The organism is Xanthomonas hawaiiensis (genome assembly GCF_031834635.1).
In the GTDB taxonomy this organism is placed as follows: Bacteria; Pseudomonadota; Gammaproteobacteria; order Xanthomonadales; family Xanthomonadaceae; genus Xanthomonas_A; species Xanthomonas_A sacchari.
Genome location: NZ_CP115873.1, coordinates 3,171,024 through 3,193,929 on the forward strand (window position 1 = coordinate 3,171,024; position 22,906 = coordinate 3,193,929).

At 70.6% G+C, this 22,906-nt stretch carries 20 protein-coding genes; 12 read left to right on the top strand and 8 right to left on the bottom strand.

What is annotated here, in order from left to right:
- Window positions 1–119 precede the first annotated feature (119 nt).
- From sufC to upp, 6 genes are all read left to right on the top strand, one after another.
- Entirely contained in the window at window positions 120–887 is a 768-nt protein-coding gene (gene sufC / locus PG878_RS13660; protein ID WP_209031706.1) for a Fe-S cluster assembly ATPase SufC, read from the top strand.
- The gene (gene sufD, locus PG878_RS13665; protein WP_209031705.1) at window positions 884–2,146 is read left to right on the top strand and encodes a Fe-S cluster assembly protein SufD; all 1,263 of its coding nucleotides are present in this window, start codon (window positions 884–886) and stop codon (window positions 2,144–2,146) included. Before sufC ends, sufD begins: the two co-directional genes overlap by 4 nt.
- Window positions 2,143–3,393: a cysteine desulfurase gene (locus tag PG878_RS13670; protein WP_209031704.1), complete on the top strand. Its 1,251-nt coding sequence runs from the start codon at window positions 2,143–2,145 to the stop codon at window positions 3,391–3,393. The genes sufD and PG878_RS13670 overlap by 4 nt, the downstream gene beginning before the upstream one ends.
- A gap of 105 nt (window positions 3,394–3,498) precedes the next feature.
- Complete coding sequence (locus tag PG878_RS13675) at window positions 3,499–4,035, top strand: GNAT family N-acetyltransferase (RefSeq protein WP_209031703.1); 537 nt, start codon at window positions 3,499–3,501, stop codon at window positions 4,033–4,035.
- On the top strand, window positions 4,032–4,364 hold the full coding sequence (locus tag PG878_RS13680; RefSeq protein WP_209031702.1) for a non-heme iron oxygenase ferredoxin subunit: 333 nt from the start codon (window positions 4,032–4,034) through the stop codon (window positions 4,362–4,364). The genes PG878_RS13675 and PG878_RS13680 overlap by 4 nt, the downstream gene beginning before the upstream one ends.
- A gap of 240 nt (window positions 4,365–4,604) precedes the next feature.
- The gene (gene upp, locus PG878_RS13685) at window positions 4,605–5,237 is read left to right on the top strand and encodes a uracil phosphoribosyltransferase (RefSeq protein ID WP_209031701.1); all 633 of its coding nucleotides are present in this window, start codon (window positions 4,605–4,607) and stop codon (window positions 5,235–5,237) included.
- A 27-nt stretch (window positions 5,238–5,264) separates the two neighbouring features.
- On the opposite strand, the gene PG878_RS13690 is transcribed toward upp, so the two are convergent.
- Window positions 5,265–6,995: a glycoside hydrolase family 9 protein gene (locus PG878_RS13690; RefSeq protein ID WP_311185971.1), complete on the bottom strand. Its 1,731-nt coding sequence runs from the start codon at window positions 6,993–6,995 to the stop codon at window positions 5,265–5,267.
- Between the two features lie 188 nt (window positions 6,996–7,183).
- Between PG878_RS13690 and PG878_RS13695 the strand changes: the two genes are divergently transcribed.
- Genes PG878_RS13695 through PG878_RS13715 form a run of 5 tightly spaced genes read left to right on the top strand, consistent with a single transcriptional unit; the run spans window position 7,184 to window position 15,157 of the window.
- Window positions 7,184–8,686: an efflux transporter outer membrane subunit gene (locus PG878_RS13695; RefSeq protein ID WP_311185972.1), complete on the top strand. Its 1,503-nt coding sequence runs from the start codon at window positions 7,184–7,186 to the stop codon at window positions 8,684–8,686.
- A 3-nt stretch (window positions 8,687–8,689) separates the two neighbouring features.
- Complete coding sequence (locus PG878_RS13700) at window positions 8,690–9,892, top strand: efflux RND transporter periplasmic adaptor subunit (RefSeq protein WP_209031698.1); 1,203 nt, start codon at window positions 8,690–8,692, stop codon at window positions 9,890–9,892.
- Complete coding sequence (locus PG878_RS13705) at window positions 9,889–13,041, top strand: efflux RND transporter permease subunit (protein WP_209031697.1); 3,153 nt, start codon at window positions 9,889–9,891, stop codon at window positions 13,039–13,041. The genes PG878_RS13700 and PG878_RS13705 overlap by 4 nt, the downstream gene beginning before the upstream one ends.
- Window positions 13,038–13,721: a heavy metal response regulator transcription factor gene (locus PG878_RS13710; protein ID WP_209031696.1), complete on the top strand. Its 684-nt coding sequence runs from the start codon at window positions 13,038–13,040 to the stop codon at window positions 13,719–13,721. The genes PG878_RS13705 and PG878_RS13710 overlap by 4 nt, the downstream gene beginning before the upstream one ends.
- Window positions 13,718–15,157, top strand: a complete 1,440-nt coding sequence (locus PG878_RS13715) for a heavy metal sensor histidine kinase (RefSeq protein ID WP_209031695.1) — start codon at window positions 13,718–13,720, stop codon at window positions 15,155–15,157. The genes PG878_RS13710 and PG878_RS13715 overlap by 4 nt, the downstream gene beginning before the upstream one ends.
- 57 nt (window positions 15,158–15,214) lie before the next feature.
- Here PG878_RS13715 and PG878_RS13720 read toward each other — a convergent pair whose 3' ends face one another.
- The 7 genes from PG878_RS13720 to rsmD form a co-directional block, all read right to left on the bottom strand.
- The gene (locus PG878_RS13720; protein ID WP_209031694.1) at window positions 15,215–16,108 is read right to left on the bottom strand and encodes an MBL fold metallo-hydrolase; all 894 of its coding nucleotides are present in this window, start codon (window positions 16,106–16,108) and stop codon (window positions 15,215–15,217) included.
- A 46-nt stretch (window positions 16,109–16,154) separates the two neighbouring features.
- A complete protein-coding gene (gene ggt / locus PG878_RS13725; protein WP_209031693.1) occupies window positions 16,155–17,912 on the bottom strand; it encodes a gamma-glutamyltransferase in 1,758 nt (585 codons plus the stop codon).
- Window positions 17,909–18,193: a YfhL family 4Fe-4S dicluster ferredoxin gene (locus PG878_RS13730; RefSeq protein WP_017908325.1), complete on the bottom strand. Its 285-nt coding sequence runs from the start codon at window positions 18,191–18,193 to the stop codon at window positions 17,909–17,911. The genes ggt and PG878_RS13730 overlap by 4 nt, the downstream gene beginning before the upstream one ends.
- A 219-nt stretch (window positions 18,194–18,412) precedes the next feature.
- The gene (locus PG878_RS13735) at window positions 18,413–18,910 is read right to left on the bottom strand and encodes an AAA family ATPase (protein WP_209031692.1); all 498 of its coding nucleotides are present in this window, start codon (window positions 18,908–18,910) and stop codon (window positions 18,413–18,415) included.
- 129 nt (window positions 18,911–19,039) lie between these two features.
- The gene (locus tag PG878_RS13740; protein WP_209031691.1) at window positions 19,040–19,534 is read right to left on the bottom strand and encodes a hypothetical protein; all 495 of its coding nucleotides are present in this window, start codon (window positions 19,532–19,534) and stop codon (window positions 19,040–19,042) included.
- Between the two features lie 40 nt (window positions 19,535–19,574).
- On the bottom strand, window positions 19,575–20,081 hold the full coding sequence (gene coaD, locus PG878_RS13745) for a pantetheine-phosphate adenylyltransferase (protein WP_019801822.1): 507 nt from the start codon (window positions 20,079–20,081) through the stop codon (window positions 19,575–19,577).
- A complete protein-coding gene (gene rsmD, locus PG878_RS13750; protein WP_209031690.1) occupies window positions 20,078–20,683 on the bottom strand; it encodes a 16S rRNA (guanine(966)-N(2))-methyltransferase RsmD in 606 nt (201 codons plus the stop codon). The genes coaD and rsmD overlap by 4 nt, the downstream gene beginning before the upstream one ends.
- 222 nt (window positions 20,684–20,905) lie before the next feature.
- Here rsmD and htpG point away from each other — a divergent pair, with 222 nt between their 5' ends.
- Window positions 20,906–22,810: a molecular chaperone HtpG gene (gene htpG / locus PG878_RS13755; protein WP_209031689.1), complete on the top strand. Its 1,905-nt coding sequence runs from the start codon at window positions 20,906–20,908 to the stop codon at window positions 22,808–22,810.
- Window positions 22,811–22,906 lie beyond the last annotated feature (96 nt).

Genomic DNA, 22,906 nt, shown 5'->3' on the forward strand with positions numbered 1-22,906 from the left:
GAGGGTACGGGCGAAGCCTTGCGCACCCAACCCCAAGAGATGCTTCGCACCGCACCCTCACCCCAACCCCTCTCCCGGTGGGAGAGGGGCTACATCAAAGAATTCTGATGGACTACCCCATGCTCACCATAGAAAACCTCCACGCCTCCGTCGCCGGCAAGGACATCCTCAAGGGCCTGTCGCTGCAGGTGAAGCCCGGCGAAGTGCACGCCATCATGGGCCCCAATGGCGCGGGCAAGTCCACCCTGGGCAACGTGCTGGCCGGCCGCGACGGCTACACCGTGACCGACGGCAGCGTGCGCTTCGACGACGCCGACCTGCTCGAACTGGAACCGGAGGAACGCGCCGCCGCCGGCCTGTTCCTGGCCTTCCAGTACCCGGTGGAAATCCCCGGCGTGAACAACACCTACTTCCTGCGTGCCGCGCTCAATGCGCAGCGCAAGGCGCGCGGCGAGGCCGAACTGGACTCGATGCAGTTCCTCAAGCTGGTCCGGCAGAAGCTGGCGGTGCTGCATCTGAAGGACGAACTGCTGCATCGCGGCGTCAACGAAGGTTTCTCCGGCGGCGAGAAGAAGCGCAACGAGATCTTCCAGCTGGCGGTGCTGGAACCGAAGCTGGCGATCCTCGACGAGACCGACAGCGGCCTGGACATCGATGCGCTCAAGACCGTCGCAGAAGGCGTCAACGCGCTGCGCTCGCCGGAGCGCGCGTTCGTGGTGATCACCCACTACCAGCGCCTGCTCGACTACATCAAGCCGGACGTGGTGCATGTGCTGGCCGACGGCCGCATCGTGCAGACCGGTGGCCCCGAACTAGCGCTGGAGCTGGAAGCGCACGGCTATGCCTGGCTGAAGGAGCGCGTGGCGCCCGAGGCGGCGGTGCAATGAGCGCCCTGCTCGACTCGCTCGCCGCCGCGTTCCACGGCGATGCCGCACGCCGCGCGCCGCTGGAGCAGGCACTGCGCGACGGCCTGCCCGGCGCGCGCAGCGAAGCCTGGAAGTACACCTCGCTGCGCGCGTTGGAACGGCGCAGCTTCGCCCCGGCGCCGCAGACCGCGCCGACCGTGGACGCCGCGCTGCTCGACGGCATCCCGGCACCGCGCCTGGTGTTCGTCAACGGCCGCGCCAGCGATGCGCTGTCGGACCTGTCCGGCCTGCCGGCCGGGGTGGAACTGCAGCGGCTGTCGACCATCCTGCGCAGCGGCGACGATGCCATGCGCTTCCTCGGCCGCCGCTTCGAGCGCAGCGACGAAGTGTTCGCCCGGCTCAACGCCGCCCTTGCCGACGAAGGCAGCGTGCTGCGGGTGGACGCCGGCGTGCGCGTGGAAGCGCCGCTGCACCTGGTGTTCGTGTCCACCGCCGCCGAGGCCGACCTGGCCTGGCACCATCGCCACCTGATCGAACTGCGCCAGGACGCGGCACTGGCAGTGGTCGAGCATCACCTGCATGCCGGCGATGCCGCGCACCTGAGCAACAGCCTGGCGCACGTGCACCTGGCTGCCGGCGCGCAACTGACCCACGCCCGCATGCAGGACGAGGCGGCGGGCGTCACCGCACTGCTGCGTACCGACGCGGTGCTGGCGCGCGACGCGCAGTACCGGCGCGTGGACCTGGAACTGGGTGGCGCGCTGGTCCGACACGAACTCAATGTGCGCCTGGAGGGCGACAACGCCCGGCTGGTCGCCAACGGCGTGCTGCTCGGCAACGGCCGGCGCCAGCTCGACACCCGCCTCGGCATCGAACACATCGCCCGCGACACCGCCTGCGAACTGCTGTGGCGCGGCGTCGCCACCGGGCGCAGCCGCGTGGCGTTCCATGGCGGCATCCAGATCCGCCACGGCGCCGACGGCACCGACGCGGCGCTGTCGAACAAGAACCTGTTGCTCTCCGCCGACGCCGAGATCGACACCCAGCCGGTGCTGGTGATCGATGCCGACGAGGTCAAGGCCGCGCACGGCGCCACCGTCGGCCAGCTCGACACCAATGCGCTGTTCTACCTGCGCTCGCGCGGACTGCCGCAGGAACGCGCGCAGCAACTGCTGACTGCCGCGTTCTGCCGCGAGCCGGTCGGCGCGCTGGAGCCGGCGCTGGGCGAAGGCCTGCTGGCACGGCTGGAGCGGGCGCTCAGCGCCGCAGGCGTGGCATGAACGGGCCCGCCGCGCACACCGCCATGCCGCAGGCGCCGGACTGGGATGCGGTCCGCCGCGACTTCCCGCTGCTGATGCGGGAAGTGCACGGCAAGCCGCTGGTGTACTTCGACAACGCCAACACCGGGCAGAAGCCGCTGCAGGTGATCGCGGCGACCGACGCGTTCTACCGGCGCCACAACGCCAACGTCAGCCGCGCCGTGCACGCGCTCGGCAGCGAGGCCACCGAGGCCTACGAGGGCGCGCGGACCCGGCTCGCACGCTTCCTCAACGTGCGCGCCGACGAGCTGGTGCTGTGCAGCGGCGCGACCTTCGCGCTGAACCTGGTGGCGTACTCGTGGGCGCTGCCGCGACTGCGTGCCGGCGACACCATCCTGGTGTCGCGCATGGAACACCACGCCAACATCGTGCCCTGGCAACTGGTCGCCCAGCGCACCGGCGCCACGGTCAAGGTCGCCGAGATCACCGCCGACGGCGCGCTCGACCTGGACGCGCTGCGCGCGGCGATGACCGCCGACGTCAAGCTGCTGGCCCTGGCCCATGTGTCCAACGTGCTGGGCACGGTCAACCCGGTGCGCGAGATCTGCCGCGAGGCGCGCAAGCGCGGCATCGTCAGCGTCATCGACGGCTCGCAGGCCGCGCCGCACCGGCCGCTGGACGTGGCCGCGATCGGCTGCGACTTCTACGCCATCACCGGCCACAAGATGTGCGGCCCGACCGGCACCGGCGCGCTGTGGGCGCGGCGCGAACACCTGCAGGCGATGCCGCCGTTCCTGGGCGGCGGCGAGATGATCAAGGAAGTCAGCTTCGACGGCACCGTGTTCAACGACCCGCCGCACAAGTTCGAGGCCGGCACCCCGAACATCGCCGGTTTCGTCGGCCTCGGCGCGGCGGTGGACTATCTGCAGGGGATCGGGCTGCAGCACGTGGAAGCGCGCGAGAGCGAACTGCTCGCGCACCTGACCGAGGAACTGCAACGGATCGACGGCCTGCGCCTGTTCGGCACCGCGCCGGGCAAGGCCGCGGTGGTCTCGTTCCTGATCGAGGGCGCGCACGCCCACGACCTGGCCACCCTGCTCGACCTGGAAGGCATGGCGGTGCGTTCCGGCCAGCACTGCGCGCATCCGCTGCTGCAGTTCTACGGCGTCGCCGCCACCTGCCGCGCCTCGCTGGCGTTCTACAACACGCACGCCGAGATCGAGCGTTTCGTGGCGGCGCTGGTGAAGGTGCGCAAGCTGTTGGGCTGAAGCGCCGGGATTGGGCATTCGGGATTGGGGATTCGTAAAAGCGCCGCCTTGGCGAATCCCCAATCCCCACTCCCGAATCCCGGCCACCAGGCTTAAAATCGGCCCATGCACACCCTCACCTTCCGCACCGCCACCGTCGACGATCTCGACGCCATTGCCGCCTTGGTCACCTCGGCCTACCGCGGCGACAGCAGCCGCGTCGGCTGGACCACCGAAGCCGACCTGCTCGACGGCAACCGCATCGACCGCGAGGTGCTGCGCGCCGACATCCTGCGCCCGCGCAGCCTGGTGCTGCTGGCCGAACGCGATGGCGAACTGATCGCCTGCGCGCACGTCGCCGACGACGACGGCGCCGGCTATTTCGGCATGTTCTCGGTGCAGCCGCAGGCGCAGGGCAGCGGCCTGGGCAAGACCGTGCTGGCCGAAGCCGAGCGCATCGCCTGGCAGGAATGGCGACTGCCGCTGATGCGCATGTCGGTCATCGACCTGCGCGAGGAACTCATCGCCTTCTACGAGCGCCGCGGCTATCGCCGTACCGGCATCAAGAAGCCGTTTCCGTACGGCGATGCGCGCTTCGGCCAGCCCCGCCGCGACGACCTGCGCTTCGAGGTACTGGAAAAACCGCTGGGTGGTACCGCATGAGCGAGACCTGGACCTTCGTCTGCGCCGATGGAGAACTGCTGCCGGGCGAAATGAAGACGGTGTGGGACGAGGTGACCGCCACGCCGATCGTGGTGTTCAACCTCGACGGCCAGTTCTATGCGCTGGAAGACCGCTGCAGTCACGAGGACTATGAGCTGTCGCCCGGCACCTTCGACCCTACTGCCAGCAGCATCGAGTGCGTGCTGCACGGCGCCCGCTTCGACGTGCGCGATGGACGCGCCCTGTGCGCGCCGGCCTACGGCCCGGTGCCGAAGTTTCCGGTGAAGTCCGAACACGGCGGGCTGTGGACGCGCGACGACCGCGGCTGAGGCCGCGCGCTTTCGTCGCCATCCGTCGCTAGACCTCTTTTCGCCCCGTCGCGGTACGTGCCGCGACGCCCCCGCCCGCCCGCGATGGCCTGACCTGCCGGTCAGGCTGATCGGCCGCGCACTGCCCGCGATCGGGATGGCGCCCGACCGACAGCCGCCGCCAGCCCCGCGACGGCACGACCTGGCGGCGGCGACGGCCGCTGCGGCACACTGTGCGCCTCCCCCCTTGCGAGCGCGCCCATGAAGATCGTCGAAGTCCGCCACCCGCTGGTACAGCACAAGATCGGCCTGTTGCGCGACGCGGCGCTGAGCACCAAGGGCTTCCGCGAGCTGGTCACCGAACTGGGCACCCTGCTCGGCTACGAGGCCACCGCCGACCTGGAGACCGAAACCCACACCATGGAGGGCTGGGCCGGCCCGACCCAGGTACAGCGCATCGCCGGCGCCAAGATCACCCTGGTGCCGATCCTGCGCGCGGGGCTGGGCATGCTGCCCGGCGTGCTGGCGCTGATCCCCGCGGCGCGGGTCAGCGTGGTCGGCCTGCAGCGCGACGAGGAGACGCTGCAACCGGTGCCCTACTTCGAACGCCTCACCGGCCGCCTGGAGGAACGTGACGCGCTGATCCTGGATCCGATGCTAGCCACCGGCGGCACGCTCATCGCGACCGTGGACATGCTCAAGCGCGCCGGCGCGCGGCGGATCAAAGGCATCTTCCTGGTCGCCGCGCCGGAAGGCCTGCAGGCGCTGGAAGCGGCGCATCCGGACGTGGAGGTGTACACCGCCGCCATCGACGAACGGCTCAACGAGAAGGGCTACATCCTGCCGGGCCTGGGCGATGCCGGCGACCGCATCTTCGGCACCCGCCTGGGCTAGGGCGCGTCATCGCGTCGCGGCCGCGGATCAGCGCTGCAGCACCTGCAGCGCGGCGCTCACGTACACCAGCGGCGCATTCCAGTTGATCGCCACCTCGTTGGTGGCATAGCTGCATTCCTTGTCCAGGTACGACAGCGCCGGCAGTGTCGACGGATAGGCGTGCTTGCACGCGTCGGCGTCCTGCTGCCCCGGCTGCGGACCGCCCACCAGCCATCCCGGCACCGGCGTGGCCACGCCGTCGGCAATGGAGATGCGATGGTGGATGTGCATCGGCGAGCGCGCGCCGATGCCGGTGACGAAGGACAGGCCCAGCGGATTGCGGCCGAGCACGTAGTCCAGTTGCGACTGCGCGGCCTGCAGGTATTCGGGCTTGTGCTGCAGCTGGTAGGCCTGCAGCAGCATCATCGCCTGGTTCAGCGCGGTGGCGTTGCTGCCCCAGTGGAAGTCGGCGTCGCGCATGCTCACGCGCCAGGCCGAGCCCTGCCACACCTGCACCAGGTGATCGGCCAGGCCCTCGATCTCGTCGGCGATGCGCGCCTGGTCGGCGCGCGGGGTCAGCCGCGCGCGGTGCTGCGCCAGCGACATCCACGCCAGCCCGCCGACCTGGCGCCAGTCGGGCACGCTGGCCGGCACCTTGCGTGCCATCGCCGCCTCGTAGAAGGCGTCGTCGGCGGTGGCCAGGTACAGCTCGGTGGCCGCCCAGGCGAACTCGTCGTCGAACTGGGTGTCGTCGTAGGCGCCGGTGTGCACGTCGCCCGGTTGCCGGTAGGCCACGTCCGGATGCGCCTGCGCCCAGGCCCAGGCGCGTCGCGACGCCTCCAGCATGCGCCTGGAGATGCCGCCGAACTGCGCGTCGTACGGCGCGTAGATGCGGCTGGCCTGGGCCATCACCGCGGCGAAGTCGAGCGTGGCCGCGGTGCTCTTCTGCACCACGTAGCGCGGCGCACGCGCCTGGTCCGGCATCTGCATGCCGGCGAAGTCCAGGTTGGTGAGCTTGTGGTACACGCCGCCGTCGTGCGGATCCTGCATCGCCAGCAGCCACTGCAGGTTCCAGTCGACCTCGCGCAGGATGTCCGGCACGTCGCCGCCGCTGTTGGGGATGCCTTCGGGGTGGGTGCTGAAGTAGGTGGGGAACTGCTCGTAGGCGGCCAGCAGCGTGTACACGGTGATGCCGGAGCTGACCACGTACTTGTTGTAGTCGCCGGCGTCGTACCAGCCCTTGGGCGCGGCGATCACGGTGCCGGCCGGGCGCTCCGGCGAGGCCGCCGAGGCATGCACCAGGACGTGGTCGTCCGGGTGGCCGGCGGCGCGCGCGTGGCGGCCGGCGTAGGTGCCGTCCAGTGCGGTGCTGGCGCGGTTGTAGTAGTAGGCCTTGAGCGCGGCGCGCGTCAGCGCGTTGTAGGCGTCTTCGCCGATGGCGAAGCTGTCCGAGGGCGGCAGGCCGTCGACCTGCAGGCGGTAGCGGCCCGGCGTGCGCAGCGCGGAGAAATCGGCGATGCGCACGGTCTGCTGCGCCGGCGGCCACGCCGCGGCGGTGCCGAGGGTACCGCGCAGCACCACCTCGTCGCTGTCGGCGCGCGCGATCGAGAACGCGTCGCCATGGCCATCCGGCACTACCGCCAGCTTGCTTGCGGCAGGCAGGAAGCCGACCTGGTTCAGGCGGATCGGCGAGGGCATGGCGGTATCGGCGTGCGAGGTGCAGCCGCCCAGCAACAGGCAGGCGAGGAACAGGCAGGACAGGGCGTGGGGCAGTTTCATGCGCCGATACTGGCCGGCCAGGATGACGGCTGCAAGCGCCAAATCGCGGACGTGCCGGGCGCGGCCCGCGACGCGGCCAGGAGCGGCGGCAGGTGGCTTCGCTGACAGCGCCGTCAGCGAGGCGTCAGCGTGGGGTCCCCATGCGACGCCTACGGTGAAGGCCTGTTCCCGCTGCCGGCGCCGACCCCGTGACCGCCCTGCTCCCACCGACCGTTTCCCGCCGCCCGGCGCCGCGCGCGCCGCTGCTGAGCGTGGCGTTGCTGAGCGCCCTGCTCGGCGGCTGCATGGCCGGCCCGGACTACGTGCGCCCGGCGCCGCCGGCCGGCGCACAGCAGCCGTTCGCCGAGGCCGGCGGCCACTGGGCGCCCGCCGCACCGGCTGCGGCCGACCCGACGGTGGCGTGGTGGACGCGCTATGGCGATCCGCAGCTGGATGCCCTGGTCGAGCAGGCCGACCGCGCCAACCAGACCCTGCGCCAGGCCGAGGCGCGCTATCGGCAGGCGCAGGCGCTGGTCGGCAGCGCGCGTGCGGCCGAGGCGCCGACGCTGGGCGTGCAGGCCGCGACCACGCGCGAGCGCAGCGTCACCCCCAAGCCGGGGCTGCGCACCACCGATACGCTGGGGCTGAGCGCCAGTTGGGAGCCGGACTTCTGGGGTCGGATCCGGCGCAGCGTCGAACAGGCCGGCGACAACGCCCAGGCCAGCGCCGCCGACCTGGCGCAGGCGCGGCTGTCGCTGCAGGCCGCGGTGGTCGCCGATTACCTGCAGTTGCGCTTCGACGACCAGACCCTGGCGCTGTACCAGCGCACCCTGGCCGGCTATCGCGATGCGCTGCGGCTGACCCAGGCGCGGGTGCGCGCCGGCGTCGCCAGCGACGCCGATGTGGCCGCGGCCGAGGCCACCCTGCACAGCACCGAAGCCGCATCGACCGATCTGGCGCTGTCGCGCCGGCAACTGGACCACGCGCTGGCGGTGCTGCTCGGCCACACCCCCGCCGAATTCTCGCTGGCGGCGAGCGACGCAGCGTTGCCGGCGCTACCACCGACGCCGGACGCCCTGCCCTCGGTGCTGCTGCAACGGCGCCCGGACATCGCCGGTGCCGAGCGGCGCATGGCCGCGGCCAATGCCGGCATCGGCATGGCCGTGGCGGCCTGGTTCCCGACCCTGTCGCTGAGCGCCAGCGGCGGCTATGACGGCGCCGGCCTGGCCTCGCTGCTGAGCGTGCCGAACCGGGTCTGGGCGGTCGGCGCAGCGCTGGCCGGCACGCTGTTCGACGGCGGCGCGCGCCACGCGCAGCGCGCGCAGGCACAAGCCGTGTTCGATGCCGCTGCCGCCAGCTATCGGCAGACCGTGTTGAGCGCGTTCCAGGGCGTGGAGGACCAACTCGCCGCCGCGCGCGAACTGGCGCGCGAGGAACAACAACAGCAGCGCGCCGCCGACGCCGCGCAGCAGGCCGAGCGCGTGCTGATGGACCAGTACCGCGCCGGCACCGCGCTGTACAGCGCGGTGATCGCCGCCCAGGCCAACGCGCTGGACGCGCAACGCACCCTGCTGCAGGTGCAATCGCGCCAGTTCGGCGCCCAGGTCGCGCTGCTGGTCGCGCTGGGCGGCGACTGGGACAGCGCCCGTCTCCCCGTCGTGGGGGGGGCCGCCCCGCGGGCCCCCCCCCCGGCTCCTGTCGTCCCGGAGTAACCCATGTCCACCGCCGCACCCACCCGCCCCGCCGATCCGCCACCGCGCCATGCCCTGCCGCGACGGCGCTGGCCGTTCGTCGTCGCCGCGCTGCTGGTCGCGTTGCTCGTGGCGCTGTGGCTGCGTCCCCGCCACGCACCGGCCGCGGCCACGCCGCCGGTGCCGGTGACCAGCGCGCCGGTGCTGCGCAAGGACGTGCCGATCCGCCAGACCGGGATCGGCACGGTGCTGCCGATCGCCTCGGTGACCGTGCATTCGCGCATCGACGGGCAACTGATCGACGTGGGCTTCGGCGAGGGCCAGGACGTCAAGGCCGGGCAGGTGCTGGCGCGGCTGGATCCGCGCACCTACCAGGCGCAACTGGCCGCGGCCACCGCGCAACAGGCCAAGGACAAGGCACAGCTGGGCAATGCGCAGGCCGACCTGCAGCGCTACACGCAACTGCTGCAGGACAACGCCACCACCCGCCAGACCCTGGACACGCAGAAGGCGCTGGTGACGCAACTGCGCGCCACCCTGCAGAGCGATCAGGCGGCGATCGACAACGCACGGGTGCAACTGGACTTCACCACCATCCGCGCGCCGATCGACGGCCGCGCCGGGGCGCGCCTGGTGGATCCGGGCAACATCGTCCACGCCAGCGATGCCGGCGGCCTGGTGGTGGTGAACCAGATCGACCCGATCGCCGTGCAGTTCACCCTGCCGGAAAGCGCCTTCCAGCAGATCAACCGCGCGCTGCAGAGCGCACCGTCCAGCGTGGGCGTGGACGCGGTCGACCACGGCAGCGGACAGGTGCTGGCGCACGGCACGCTGGCCCTGCTCAACAACCAGATCGACACCAGCACCGGCACCATCGCGATGAAGGCGCACTTCGCCAATGCCGCGCACACGCTGTGGCCCGGACAGGGCGTGGATGCACGCATCACCCTGGGCATGCGCAGCGGCGCGCTGGTGGTGCCGAGTGCGGCCGTGCAGCGTAGCCAGGACGGCGAGTTCGTGTACGTGATCGGCAGCGACGGCAACGTGCGCGACCAGCCGGTGCAGGTGCTGGACGAGGCCGATGGCGAGACCGTGATCGGCAAGGGCCTGCAGGCCGGCCAGCGGGTGGTGGTCGACGGGCAATACCGCCTGCATCCGGGGGCGAAGGTGGTGGACGCCAAGCCGGCCAAGCATGCCGCGCCGGCCAAGGCGGGAGCGCACGCGTGAGCGTCTCGGCCGCCTTCATCAAACGCCCGATCGGCACCTCGCTGCTGGCCATGGCGCTGCTGTTGCTGGGCCTGGTGGCCTGGCCGCTGCTGCCGGTGGCGCCGCTGCCGCAGGTCGATTTCCCCACCATCCAGGTCTCGGCCAGCCTGCCCGGCGCCAGCCCGCAGACCATGGCCTCGAACGTGGCGCAGCCGCTGGAGCGGCAGCTGTCGCTGATTCCGGGCCTGAGCCAGATGACCTCGACCAGCGCGCTCGGTTCGACCCAGGTGACGCTGCAGTTCGACCTGGACCGCAACATCGACGCCGCCGCGCTCGACGTGCAGACCGCGATCAATGCCGCGTCCGGGCAATTGCCGAGCGCGCTGCCGAGCGCGCCGAGCTTCCGCAAGATCAACCCGGCCGAATCGCCGGCGCTGATCCTGGCGGTGCAGTCGCGGGTGCTGCCGCTGACCCAGGTCAACGACTACGCCGACAACGTGCTGGCGCAGCAGATCTCGCGCATCTCCGGCGTCGGTCTCGTGAACCTGTACGGTGCGCAGAAGCCGGCGGTGCGCGTGCAGGTGGATCCGGCCAAGCTGGCGGCGCTGGGCCTGAGCCTGGAGGACATCCGCTCGGTGATCGCCACCACCACGGTGAACGCGGCCACCGGCTCGATCGACGGCGCGCGCCAGGCCTTCACCGTCTCCACCAATGACCAGTTGCTGCAGAGCGCGGCCTGGAACGACGCGGTGCTGGCCTGGCGCAACGGCGCGCCGATCCGCGTGCGCGACGTCGGCACCGCGGTGGACGGGCCGGAGAACGCCAAGATCGCCGCCTGGGGCTACGCCGGCGCCGCCGCGCCGGCCGACAGCGGCATCGTCAATGGCCGCGCGATCATGATCGCCATCACCAAGCAGCCCGGCGCCAACGTCATCGATACGGTGGAACAGGTCAAGGCCGCGCTGCCCAGGCTGATGGCCTCGATCCCGCCCAGCGTCAGCGTCAAGATCCTCGCCGACCGCACGCAGAACATCCGCGCCTCGGTCGAGGACGTGGAGTTCACCCTGCTGCTGTCGATCGTGCTGGTGGTGGCGGTGATCTTCGTGTTCCTGCGCAGCGCGGTGGTGACGTTGATCCCGAGCCTGACCGTGCCGCTGGCGATCCTCGGCACCGCCGCGCTGATGTACGTGCTCGGCTACAGCCTGGACAACCTGTCGTTGATGGGCCTGACCATCGCCGTCGGCTTCGTGGTGGACGACGCCATCGTGATGCTGGAGAACATCTACCGGCACATCGAGGACGGCATGGCACCAGTGCAGGCGGCGCTGCAGGGCGCGGCCGAGATCGGCTTCACCCTGGTCTCGATCTCGGTGTCGCTGGTGGCGGTGTTCATCCCGCTGCTGCTGATGGGCGGCATCGTCGGCCGCCTGTTCCGCGAGTTCGCGGTGACGGTGAGCCTGACCATCCTGGTGTCGCTGCTTGTGTCGCTGACCCTGACCCCGATGCTGTGCGCGCGCCTGCTCAAGCCGCACGCCGAGCAGGCGCAGGGGCGCCTGGCGCGCGCGTTCGAGCGCGGCTTCGACGCGATGCTGGCGGCGTACCGGCGCGGCCTGGAGACGGTGCTGCGGCACCCGCGGCTGACCCTGGCCAGCTTCCTGCTGACCGTGGCCACCAGCGTGGCGTTGTTCGTGGTGATGCCCAAGGGCTTCTTCCCGCAGCAGGACACCGGCTTCATCTCCGGCACCGCCGATTCGGCGCAGGATTCATCCTCAGCGGCGATGCGCACGCGCATGCTGCAACTGGCCGACATCATCCGCCGCGACCCGGACGTGCTGTCCTTCGGCATGCAGACCGGCGCCAGCACCTTCAACTCCGGCACCTTCTCGATCGCGCTCAAGCCCAAGGACGCGGGCCGCACCGCCAGCGCCGACCAGGTGATCGCGCGGCTGCGCAAGCGCCTGGCGCACGTGCAGGGCGTCACCCTGTTCATGCAGGCCGGGCAGGACATCAACGTCGGCGGCCGCCTGGCGCGCACGCAGTACCAGTACACCCTCACCGACGCCAACCTCGACGAGCTCAACACCTGGGCGCCGCGGCTGCTGAAGGCGTTCAAGGCGTTGCCGCAACTGACCGACGTCGCCTCCGACCAGCAGAACGCCGCGCCGATCGCCAGCCTGACCATCGATCGCCAGCGCGCGGCCAGCTTCGGCATCACCCCGCAGCAGATCGACGCGACCATCAACGACGCCATCGGCCAGCGCCAGGTCGCGCAGTACTTCACCCAGCTCAACAGCTACCACGTGGTGCTGGAGGTGACGCCGGCGCTGCAGGGCGATCCGTCGCTGTTCCAGCGGCTGTACCTGACCTCGCCGTTGACCGGCAAGCAGGTGCCGCTGTCCACCTTCGCCACGCTCGACACCCGCAAGACCGGCTACCTGTCGGTGAGCCACCAGGGCCAGTTCCCGGCGGTGACCATCTCCTTCAACCTGGCCCCGGGCGCGGCGCTGGGCGATGCGGTGGACGCGATCCAGCAGGCCCAGGCGCAGTTGCGGGTGCCGGCCACGCTCAGCGGCAGCTTCCAGGGCACGGCGCAGGCGTTCAGCGCCTCGCTGCGCACCCAGCCGTACCTGATCCTGGCGGCGCTGGTCGCGGTCTACATCGTGCTCGGCCTGCTCTACGAGAGCTACATCCACCCGCTGACCATCCTCTCCACCCTGCCCTCGGCCGGCGTCGGCGCGCTGCTGATCCTGATGGCCGGCGGCTACGACTTGAGCGTGATCGCGATGATCGGCATCATCCTGCTGATCGGCATCGTCAAGAAGAACGGGATCATGATGGTGGACTTCGCCCTGCATGCCGAACGCGAACGCGGGCTGTCCTCGCGCGATGCGATCTTCGAGGCCTGCCTGATGCGCTTCCGGCCGATCATGATGACCACCCTGTGCGCGCTGCTCGGCGGCCTGCCGCTGATGCTCAGCCACGGCGCCGGATCGGAACTGCGGCGGCCGCTGGGCTATGCGATGGTCGGCGGCTTGCTGCTGTCGCAGCTGCTGACCCTGTTCAGCACGCCGATCGTGTACCTGTACCTGGACCGCCTGCACGGCTGGTACCTGCAGCGGCGCCAGGCGCGGCGCGCCCGCATCGCCGCGCCGGAGGCGCTGCAGCCGTGAAGGTGCTGATCGTCGAGGACGAGCGCAAAACCGCCGACTACCTGCAGCAGGGGCTGAGCGAACAGGGCTGCACCGTCGACGTGGCCTACGACGGCATCGACGGCCAGCACCTGGCCCTGCACTACGACTTCGACGTGATCGTGCTCGACGCGATGCTGCCGGGTCTGGACGGCTTCGCCATCCTGCGCTCGCTGCGCTCGGTCAAGACCACCCCGGTGATCATGCTGACTGCGCGCGACAGCGTGGAGGACCGGGTCAAGGGCCTGCGCGAGGGCGCCGACGACTACCTGATCAAGCCGTTCTCCTTCATCGAACTGCTGGCGCGGCTGCAGGTGCTGGCGCGGCGCGGCCGCGCCCAGGAAAGCACGCTGTTGCGCGTGGGCGACCTGCAGATCGACATGATCAGCCGCAAGGCCGTGCGCGGGCGGCAGCGGCTGGACCTGACCGCCAAGGAATTCGCGCTGCTGGCGACGCTGGCCCGGCACCAGGGCGAGATCCTGTCCAAGACCGCGATCGCCGAGATGGTCTGGGACATGAATTTCGACAGCAACACCAACGTGGTGGAAGTGGCGATCAAGCGGCTGCGCGCCAAGATCGACGTGCCGTTCGATACCCCGCTGCTGCACACCGTGCGCGGCATGGGCTACGTGCTGGAAGAACGCGAGGACGCGGCCGGGTGAGCGCGCCGGCGCGGCCTTCGATCGCGCTGCGCCTGGCCGGCCTGTTCGCGGCCACCGCGCTGCTCGGCTTCGCCCTGATCGGGCTGGTGCTGCACCAGGTCCTGGAACACGAACTGCGCCGGCATCAGCGCGAGGAGCTTCGCTCGCACATGGACGCGGTGCAGTACATGCTGGTCAACAGCCGCTCGCCGGACCTGGCCGCGCATGCGCGCACCCGCCTGGCCAGCCTCTCGGGCGCGCCGGACCTGCGCTTCTGGCTGTGGAGCGCCGATCCGGCGTTCCGCTACGGGCACGGCGCCGAGGCGATGGCGCAGGCCACGCGCGGCCGCAGCGGCCTGGTGCGCATCGACGATCCGCAGGCGCCGGGCATCGCCGATGCGCATCCGCAGGCGTGGCAGGCCATCGGCCAGACGCTGCCGGCCACGCCGGTGCGCCCGGCGGTGCAACTGATCGCGGCGATGGACAGCGCGCCGTTCGCGCTGACCCGGCGCCGTTTCGACATCGCCCTGGCACTGGTCACGCTGGCCGGCACCGCCCTGGTCGGCGCGCTGGGCTACTGGACCGCCAAGCTCGGCCTGCGCCCGGTGCAACGGCTGTCGGCCGACGCCCAGCGCATCGGCCCGCACGACCGCCGGCGGCTGGACCTGCCGCGGCTGCCGCGCGAACTGGAGGATCTGGGCGCTTCGTTGAACGCGGCCTTCGACCGGCTCGATGCCGCCTACGCACAGCAGGAAAGCTTCAATGCCGACGTCGCCCACGAACTGCGCACGCCGCTGGCCAGCCTGATCGGCCAGACCCAGGTGGCGCTGACCCGCCATCGCGATGCCGAGCAGTTGCGCCAGGTGCTGCAGTCGAACCTGGAGGAACTGGAGCGGCTGCGCGCGATCGTCGCCGACATGCTGTTCCTGGCGCGCGCCGAACAGGGCCAGCGCGCGCGCCAGTGCGAGGACGCGTCGCTGGCCGAGGAAGTCGGCAAGACCGTGGAGTTCTTCGAGGTGCTGCTGGACGAGGCCGGTTTGCGCGTGGAGCTGCGCGGCGACGTGGTGGTGCCGGTGGAGAAGTCGCTGCTGCGGCGCGCGCTGTCCAACCTGCTGCACAACGCCATCCAGCATTCGGCCGGCGCCGCACCGATCGTGGTGGAGATCGTGCAGCGCGGCGGCGAGGCGCTGATCGCCTTCTCCAACCCCAGCGTGGCGCTGGCGCCGGAGCATCTGCAGCGCCTGTTCGATCGCTTCTACCGCGGCGACGCCGCCCGCGCCAACAGCCGCGAAAGCCATGGCCTGGGATTGGCGATCGTCAAGGCGGTGGCGACGATGCACGGCGGGCGCGTGTTCGCGCAGCACCGCGACGGCATCACCACGATCGGGTTTTCGGTGGCGCTGGACGGCGCCACTTCCGGCGCGCCGGCGAAGACGGCCCTGCACTGGTCAGCCTGACGCGGCGCCCGCCGCGCGCGGGGCCGATCCCCGCTGGCGACGCCGCTGCCGCCGCGCTCAGGCCGCGAGCGCGCGCGCCTGCAGCGCCGGCAGTTCGTGCGCGGTGACGAAGCGGCCCTTGGGATCGCGCTGCAGCTGCGCCAGCGCGCAATCCGGATCGTGGGTGAAGAACAGCCGCACCTCGCGCGCCAGCGCGTCCTCCAGGAACGCACGCTTCTCGTCGATCAACAGCTCGGCGTTGCGGTCGTAGCCCATGGTGATCGGCACGTGCACCCAGGAGCGACCGGGAATCAGGTCGGCGCAGAACGCCACCCCGCCGTGCGCGTGGCCGTCCTCGCCGTGCGTGGGGCCGACGATCTCGGCCAGCATCAGCCCCGGCGTGTGGCCGTCGCTGAAACGGAAGCGCACCGCCTCGCCTAGCGCGCGCGAGTACTCGCCCTCGACCAGTTCCAGGCGGCCGCTGGCCTCGAGCAGGCCGGGCAGTTCCGGGATGAAGCTGGCGCGGTCGCGCGGATGCGGGTGCAGCGCGCGTTGCCAGTGCGCCGCACCGACCAGGAACTGCGCGTTGGGGAACAGCAGCTCCGGCGCGGCGCCCTCGCGGTACGGCGCCAGCAGGCCGCCGGCGTGATCGAAGTGCAGATGGCTCAGCACCACCACGTCGATGTCGGCATGCGCGAAGCCGGCCGCCTGCAACGAATCCAGCAGCACGTGCCGCGCTTCCTGCACGCCGTAGCGCTCGCGCAGTGCCGGCGGGAAGAACGCGCCGATGCCGGTCTCGAACAGCACCGTCTTGCCGGCCAGCGGGCTGGCCAGCAGAGCGCGGCAGGCCAGCGCGATGCGGTTGCCGTCGTCGGGCGCGGCCCACTGCTGCCACATCGCCTTGGGCGCGTTGCCGAACATCGCGCCGCCGTCGAGTTTCTGCGAGTTGCCTTGGATGGACCAGAGTTTCATGGGCGGGGATTGGGGAGTCGGGATTGGGGAATCGCAAAAACGCGCATCAGGGCGCCGGCGCGGTCTGCAGCACTTCGGCGCTGCCGACCTCGTTGCGCGGGTCGCTGCCGCCGCTGAGCACGTTGCGGCGCTTGTCCCATTCCACGGTCTGCAGGTTGCCCCAGACGTGGCTGGAGCCGTGGCCGTCCTCGGCGCTGTCGCCGGGCAGCTTGAGCGTATGCCCCATCGCTTCCAGGCCCTTGGCCGTGGCCGCGTCGAAAGTACCGGTCTCGGCCTCGATCACGTCCGGCAGCCACTGGTGGTGGTAGCGCGGCAGCGCGGCGACCTGCTGCGCGCTGAGGCCGTCGTCGTAGCCGAGGATGCCGAGCAGCACCATGGTGATGATGCGGCTGCCGCCCGGGGTGCCGAGCACGATGGCCTTGTCCGCGTTCTCCATGAAGGTCGGCGACATCGAGCTGAGCGGGCGCTTGCCCGGCTTGGGCGCGTTGGCCGCGTAGCCCATCACCCCGAACGCATTCGGCGTGCCCGGACGCAGCGCGAAATCGTCCATCTCGTTGTTGAGCAGCACACCGGTGCCCTTGGGGATCAGGCCGGAGCCGTACAGCAGATTGACGGTCTGGGTCGCGCCGACGCGGTTGCCTTCGCCATCGATGATCGAGAAATGCGTGGTCTCGTCGTCTTCCAGCGGGGTCGGCTGGCCCGACAGCAGGTCGCTGGGCGTGGCCTTGTCGGGATTGATGGTCGAGCGCAGGCCCACCGCATAGTCCTTGCTGAGCAGGATGCGCTGCGGCACGTGGGTGAAATCCGGATCGCCCAGGAAGAAGGTGCGGTCGCGGTAGGCGCGGCGCATCGCTTCCACGGTCAGGTGCACGCGGTGCACCGGGTCCATGGTCTTGAGGTCGTAGCCTTCCAGGATCTGCAGCATGCTGGCCAGGGCGATGCCGCCGGAGGACGGCGGCGGCGCGGTGGTGATGGTCCAGCCCTTGTAGTCGAAGCGGATCGGCGTGCGTTCCTTGACCGTGTAGCCGGCCAGTTCCTCGGCGGTCCAGCGCCCGCCGGCCTGCTTCACGCCGGCCAGCAGCTTCTTGGCGGTGGCGCCGCGGTAGAAGCCGTCGAAGCCCTTGTCGGCCAGCAGTTGCAGCGTGTTGGCCAGTTCCGGCTGCTTGAACACGTCGCCCACCGCGATGGGCCGGCCGTTGCGCAGGTAGACCTCGCGGGTGCCGGGATAGCGCTCCATCACCTTGCGCCGCGACTGGTAGCCCTCGGCCATGCGCGCATAGACCGGGAAGCCGTCGCGGGCGATGCGGATCGCCGGCGCCAGCGACTGCCGCAGCGGCAGCCGGCCGTGCTTGGTCGCCAGTTCCACCAGCGCCGCCGGCAGCCCGGGGATGCCGGCCGACCACGGGCCGTTGATCGAACGGTCGCGGTCCAGCTCGCCCTTGGCGTCCAGGAACGCGGCCGGCGTCGCCGATTCCGGCGCGGTCTCGCGCGCGTCCAGCATCACGTCCTTGCCAGTCCTGGCGTCATGCAGCAGGAAGAACCCACCGCCGCCGAGGCCGGAGCTGATCGGCTCGACCACCGACAGCGTCGAGGACACCGCCACCGCGGCGTCGAAGGCATTGCCGCCCTCGCGCAGGATCTGCAGGCCGGCCTCGGTGGCCAGGCGGTGACCGCTGGCGATCGCGGCGCCGGGCGGATGCGCGGCCGGGGCGGTGGCGGTCGCCTCGGCGACCGGCGCCTCGGCCCACGCCGACGGCGTCAGGACCAGGGCGAGCAGCAGGACACGGCGGACGAGGCTTCTCATGCGGCGGGGGGCTCCTGTGGGTACAACTCGGGGTGGTCGCGCTGCAGGCGCTGCAGCTTGGCCAGCAATTGCGCGTGGGTCTCCGGGATGGCCGGGTCCGGGTCGATGCACTCCACCGGGCACACCACCACGCACTGCGGCTCGTCGAAATGGCCGACGCATTCGGTACAGCGGGCGGGGTCGATCACGTAGATCGTCTCGCCCATGGCGATGGCCTGGTTCGGGCAGGCCGGCTCGCAGACGTCGCAGTTGACGCAGAGCTCGTTGATCTTGAGGGACATGTGGCGCACTTCGGCACTGACCCGGGCAGTTTACCGGATCGGGGCGGGACGGCCCTGCGAAGGCGGCGCCAGGGCGCGGAACGCTGTATCGCCAACGTCGCGGACCGGCGACGCGGCGTGTGCTCGGCGCGGCGGCCAAAGCAACTTGCAAGATCCCGTCGCCGCACGTCGACAGGCACGGGGGGCGAGGCGAGCGCAGCCGGGCTTGGCGCTGGCCGGCTAACTCAGCGGAGGCGGCAACCGCGCGCGGCTATGGCGGATCAACAGGGTCCTGGCGCGAAACGGAGCGAGCTTGGCCAGCAGTAGCGCGCGCTCCTCTCGGCGGTAGTCGCGAGCCCAGGCCAGCATCTGCGGCAACCGTGCCAGGCTCGGCCGGTAGGCAGCGGCTTCCAGGCCCAGCCATTGCCGGCTCAGCCGCAGCACGATCTGCGCAGTGGTGCGCCAGGGCGCGGCATCGATCACCACGATGTGGTCGGCGCGCGCGAGCGCTGCGTCGGCCCATTTGAATTGCACGCCTTCGACGATCCAGCGCTCGCCGTCGACGATGCGCTGCAGCAGCGGCAGCTTGTCCTCGAGCGGGCGACGCATGTCCCCCTCGGGGCGGCGGACCCAGTGCAACTCGTCCAGCGCGTGGCAGGCAATGCCATGACGGCGGCCGAGCCGGCGCGCCAGGGTGGTCTTGCCGGCGCCGGTGGGACCGGTGATGAAGATCCGCATCGCCTGTGCCTGCCTGGAACTGCGGAACCGCGCGACGGCCCCCGGCACGTCCGCGCGACGCGGCCGCCCGTTGCGGGCGGCGCGACATGGCGGGACCGGCGCGCAGCGGCGCGCCGGCCCGCGCAGGGCTTACTTGGCTTCGACGAAGATGTAGTCGGCGCCGGTCGGCTTGACCACGGCTTCGACGCGGGCACTGTCGGCCGGGGCGCCGATGTAGACCACGCGCACGCCCTTCATGCTGTTCGGCTCGACCTTGGCGAACGCCGCGGCGATCAGGTCGGCCATCTTGGCCGAGGCCGAGGAACCGAACGCCAGCATGTTGCCCGGCTGGATGCCGCGGCCGATGGCGGTGGTGGCGCTTTCGACCTGCCGCTCGTACTTGGCCTGGAACTCCGGATCCGATTCCGGCGGCAGGTAGTACAGGAAGGGGCTGTTGGTGACGTTGCCCATGTTCTGGATCGCCACTTCCTGCAGGTACTTCTTCCAGCCGGCGTCGTCGTCCTTGGCGGGGGCGGTCAGCGCGGGCTGCGCGTCGGCGGCCGGCTTGGCGGCCTCTTCCTTCTTGCAGGCGGTGAAGCCCAGGGCCAGCGAAGCGATCAGCAACGCGCGTGCGGTGGTGTTCATGGAACGGCTCCCTCTGTGTCGTCAGTGAATGGTGGACGGCTCAGCGCTGCGCGGCGGCCTGGCGGGCCTGGACCAGCGCCTGCACCACCGACGGCGGCACGAAGCCGGAGACGTCCCCGCCCAGGCGCGCGATCTCGCGCACCAACGAGGACGAAATGAAGCTGTGTTGCTCGGCCGGGGTGAGGAACAGCGTCTCCACCTCCGGGATCAGATGCCGGTTCATGCTCGCCATCTGGAACTCGTATTCGAAATCCGACACCGCGCGCAGGCCGCGCAGCAGCACGCCGCCGCCGACCGAGCGCACGAAATGCGCCAGCAGGGTGTCGAAGCCCAGCACTTCCACGTTGCGGTGCCCCGCCAGCGCCTCGCGGGCCAGCGACACGCGCAGTTCCAGCGGCAGGGTCGGCCCCTTGGACGGGCTCTGCGCCACGCCCACGATCACCTGCTCGAACAGCGGTGCGGCACGGTTGACCAGATCGATATGGCCGTTGGTGATCGGATCGAAGGTGCCGGGATAGACGGCGATGCGGCTATGGGCCACGGTCATGCGTCGGGTACCGCGTGAAGGTCGCCGGGAAGTGTAGCAGCGGTGCGCCGGTACAGGGCAGCGCGCACCTCGCGGCTGCCGCCCTCGCGGTACAGCGCCCAGGGTGCGGGCGGCGCCGGTCCCTGCCCGGCCGGCGACTCCAGGTACAGCCAGGCGTCGGCCGCCAGCCGCGCCGGCAGGCGTTGCAGCACCGCGTCCCACAGCCCGGCGGCGAACGGCGGGTCGACGAAGGCGATATCCGCCAGGGCGTCGGCCGGCGCGTCGGCCAGCCAGCGCAGCGCATCGCCCTGCACCACCTGCACCTGGTCCTGCGCCTGCAGCCGCGCGACCGTGGCGCGCAGCTGCGCCACCTGGCCCGGGTCGCGCTCGACCAGCACCGCGGCGGCGGCGCCACGCGACACTGCCTCCAGCCCCAGCGCGCCGCTGCCGGCGAACAGGTCCAGCACGCGCGCTCCGGGCAGCACCGGCTGCAGCCAGTTGAACAGGGTCTCGCGGACCCGGTCGGAGGTCGGTCGCAGCCCGGCCAGATCCGGCACCGGCAGCCGCGTGTTGCGCCAGCGCCCGCCGATGAGCCGCACCTGCCCGCCGCCGGGACGGCTCATCGGCGGCCTCGCAGGGGCCGGGACAGGCAGGATGGGGAACGCATGAACGGCATGGGCGGCGGGCAGTGGGCGTCGCGGAAACGGGGTCCGGATCATAGACCAGCGCGGTGTCGCGCGTATGCGCGGCGCAGCGCTTGAAGCCGGCCACGGCCGCCACCATGTCGGCCGGCAGAGCCGCGCCCTCCTCCGCGCGGCCGCCCATCCTTCATGGAGCACCTACCGATGAGCGTGGAAACCCAAAAAGAAACCCTGGGCTTTCAGACCGAGGTCAAGCAGCTGCTGCAGCTGATGATCCATTCGCTGTATTCCAACAAGGAGATCTTCCTGCGCGAGCTGATCTCCAATGCCTCCGACGCCGCCGACAAGCTGCGCTTCGAGGCACTGGTCAAGCCGGAGCTGCTGGACGGCGACGCGCAGCTGCGCATCCGCATCGGCTTCGACAAGGACGCCGGCACCGTCACCATCGACGACAACGGCATCGGCATGAGCCGCGAGGAGATCGTGGCGCACCTGGGCACCATCGCCAAGTCCGGCACCTCCGAGTTCCTCAAGCACCTGTCCGGCGACCAGAAGAAGGATTCGCACCTGATCGGCCAGTTCGGCGTGGGCTTCTACAGCGCGTTCATCGTCGCCGACCAGGTCGACGTGTACAGCCGCCGCGCCGGCCTGCCGGCCAGCGAAGGCGTGCACTGGTCCTCGCGCGGCGAAGGCGAGTTCGAGGTCGCCACGGTCGAGAAGGCCGAGCGCGGCACCCGCATCGTGCTGCACCTGAAGGACGACGAGAAGGGCTTCGCCGACGGCTGGAAGCTGCGCGGCATCGTGCGCAAGTACTCCGACCACATCGCCCTGCCGATCGAACTGCCCAAGGAACACTACGGCGAGGACAAGGACAAGCCCGAGACCCCGGAATGGGAGACCGTCAACCGCGCCAGCGCGCTGTGGACGCGGCCGCGCACCGAGATCAAGGACGAGGAATACCAAGAGCTGTACAAGCACATCGCCCACGACCACGAGAACCCGGTGGCGTGGAGCCACAACAAGGTCGAGGGCAAGCTGGAGTACACCTCGCTGCTGTACGTGCCCGGCCGCGCCCCGTTCGACCTGTACCAGCGCGACGCCTCGCGCGGACTCAAGCTGTACGTGCAGCGCGTCTTCATCATGGACCAGGCCGAGCAGTTCCTGCCGCTGTACCTGCGCTTCATCAAGGGTATCGTCGATTCCAGCGACCTGCCGCTGAACGTCTCGCGCGAGATCCTGCAGTCCGGTCCGGTGATCGACTCGATGAAGTCGGCGCTGACCAAGCGCGCCCTGGACATGCTGGAGAAGCTGGCCAAGGACGACACCGAGCGCTACCAGGGCGTATGGAAGAACTTCGGCCAGGTGCTGAAGGAAGGCCCGGCCGAGGACTTCGGCAACCGCGAGAAGATCGCCGGCCTGCTGCGTTTCGCCTCCACCCACGGCAACGACGGGACGCAGAACGTGTCGCTGGCCGACTACGTGGCGCGGATGCAGGAAGGCCAGGACAAGCTGTACTACCTGACCGGCGAGAGCTACGCGCAGATCAAGGACAGCCCGCACCTGGAAGTGTTCCGCAAGAAGGGCATCGAAGTGCTGCTGCTTACCGACCGCATCGACGAGTGGCTGATGAGCTACCTCACCGAGTTCGACGGCAAGTCCTTCGTCGACGTGGCGCGCGGTGACCTGGACCTGGGCAAGCTCGACAGCGAGGAAGAGAAGCAGGCCAAGGAAGAGGCGGCCAAGGCGAAGCAGGGCCTGGTCGAGCGCATCCAGAACGTGCTCAAGGACGAGGTCTCCGAGGTGCGCGTCTCGCACCGCCTGACCGACTCCCCGGCGATCCTGGCCATCGGCCAGGGCGACCTGGGCCTGCAGATGCGGCAGATCCTGGAAGCCAGCGGCCAGAAGTTGCCGGAGAGCAAGCCGGTGTTCGAGTTCAACCCCGCGCATCCGCTGATCGAGAAGCTGGACGCGGAAGCCGATGGCGAACGCTTCGGCGATCTGGCGAAGGTACTGTTCGATCAGGCCGCACTGGCGGCCGGCGACAGCCTCAAGGATCCGGCGGCGTATGTGCGGCGGCTCAACAAGTTGTTGTTGGAGTTGTCGGTGTAAGCACGCCGCAGGCGTTAGCGCCATGCCGTCGCGCGACGGCATGGCGATCGCCGTGATCGGGCACCACGGGGGTTTTCCGAACGTGCGGTGCGGGCG

Excerpts from the sequence above, each read along its gene's own strand:
- sufC (WP_209031706.1), top strand. The coding sequence starts at position 120 with ATGCTCACCATAGAAAACCTCCACGCCTCCGTCGCCGGCAAGGACATC.
- sufD (WP_209031705.1), top strand. The coding sequence starts at position 884 with ATGAGCGCCCTGCTCGACTCGCTCGCCGCCGCGTTCCACGGCGATGCC.
- PG878_RS13670 (WP_209031704.1), top strand. The coding sequence starts at position 2,143 with ATGAACGGGCCCGCCGCGCACACCGCCATGCCGCAGGCGCCGGACTGG.
- PG878_RS13675 (WP_209031703.1), top strand. The coding sequence starts at position 3,499 with ATGCACACCCTCACCTTCCGCACCGCCACCGTCGACGATCTCGACGCC.
- PG878_RS13680 (WP_209031702.1), top strand. The coding sequence starts at position 4,032 with ATGAGCGAGACCTGGACCTTCGTCTGCGCCGATGGAGAACTGCTGCCG.
- upp (WP_209031701.1), top strand. The coding sequence starts at position 4,605 with ATGAAGATCGTCGAAGTCCGCCACCCGCTGGTACAGCACAAGATCGGC.
- PG878_RS13690 (WP_311185971.1), bottom strand. The coding sequence starts at position 6,995 with ATGAAACTGCCCCACGCCCTGTCCTGCCTGTTCCTCGCCTGCCTGTTG.
- PG878_RS13700 (WP_209031698.1), top strand. The coding sequence starts at position 8,690 with ATGTCCACCGCCGCACCCACCCGCCCCGCCGATCCGCCACCGCGCCAT.
- PG878_RS13720 (WP_209031694.1), bottom strand. The coding sequence starts at position 16,108 with ATGAAACTCTGGTCCATCCAAGGCAACTCGCAGAAACTCGACGGCGGC.
- ggt (WP_209031693.1), bottom strand. The coding sequence starts at position 17,912 with ATGAGAAGCCTCGTCCGCCGTGTCCTGCTGCTCGCCCTGGTCCTGACG.
- PG878_RS13730 (WP_017908325.1), bottom strand. The coding sequence starts at position 18,193 with ATGTCCCTCAAGATCAACGAGCTCTGCGTCAACTGCGACGTCTGCGAG.
- PG878_RS13735 (WP_209031692.1), bottom strand. The coding sequence starts at position 18,910 with ATGCGGATCTTCATCACCGGTCCCACCGGCGCCGGCAAGACCACCCTG.
- PG878_RS13740 (WP_209031691.1), bottom strand. The coding sequence starts at position 19,534 with ATGAACACCACCGCACGCGCGTTGCTGATCGCTTCGCTGGCCCTGGGC.
- coaD (WP_019801822.1), bottom strand. The coding sequence starts at position 20,081 with ATGACCGTGGCCCATAGCCGCATCGCCGTCTATCCCGGCACCTTCGAT.
- rsmD (WP_209031690.1), bottom strand. The coding sequence starts at position 20,683 with ATGAGCCGTCCCGGCGGCGGGCAGGTGCGGCTCATCGGCGGGCGCTGG.
- htpG (WP_209031689.1), top strand. The coding sequence starts at position 20,906 with ATGAGCGTGGAAACCCAAAAAGAAACCCTGGGCTTTCAGACCGAGGTC.